The organism is Delftia sp. ASV31, from assembly GCF_016428765.1.
Taxonomy (GTDB): domain Bacteria; phylum Pseudomonadota; class Gammaproteobacteria; order Burkholderiales; family Burkholderiaceae_C; genus Comamonas; species Comamonas acidovorans.
The window spans coordinates 1-478 of the sequence record NZ_JAELTK010000209.1 but is presented as its reverse complement, the minus strand read 5'-3'; the positions used below and the strand labels follow the sequence as shown (position 1 = coordinate 478).

Annotated in this window: 1 protein-coding gene; it reads right to left on the bottom strand. The window is 48.5% G+C overall.

What is annotated here, in order from left to right; genetic code table 11:
• On the bottom strand, positions 1-339 hold a 339-nt coding region (locus JHD82_RS30050), incomplete at its 3' end, for a hypothetical protein (RefSeq protein ID WP_233174953.1).
• Positions 340-478 lie beyond the last annotated feature (139 nt).

The window sequence follows — 478 nt, the reverse complement described above, 5'->3', positions numbered from 1 at the left end:
TTCGGGAGGGCTTATTGAAAGAAAAAATTCATAAGTTTGATGCAGATAGGTAGACAAAAGACGCGAACTCAACGATTGCCTCTGCATATGGACAAATCGTCCAACCACGTGGAAAGTCAATGTCTTGAATATCGATGCAAGCACAACGATCAACATCGTAAATAGGCCAAGCATCGTGATGAATGAAGAAAAATCCTTAAACCCAAACTGATCGTATGCAAAGTAAAGCCATTTATTTTCCTGAATTATTCCAGGGCGCGCAAGTACGGAAAGAAAAGGGGCGATTGACAGCACACCCACCGTTTCCAGGCCCGCCATCAGGATAATCAAGAAAATCATAGACAGCGCCTTACGTTGCTGCCCTGGGGTAAAAAGCCGCCAGACTCCTGTCTCTTATACACATCTGACGCTGCCGACGAAATGCGAACAGTGTAGGTGGCGGTGGGGGGGGGGGGAGGAAAGAGGGGGGGGGGGGGGG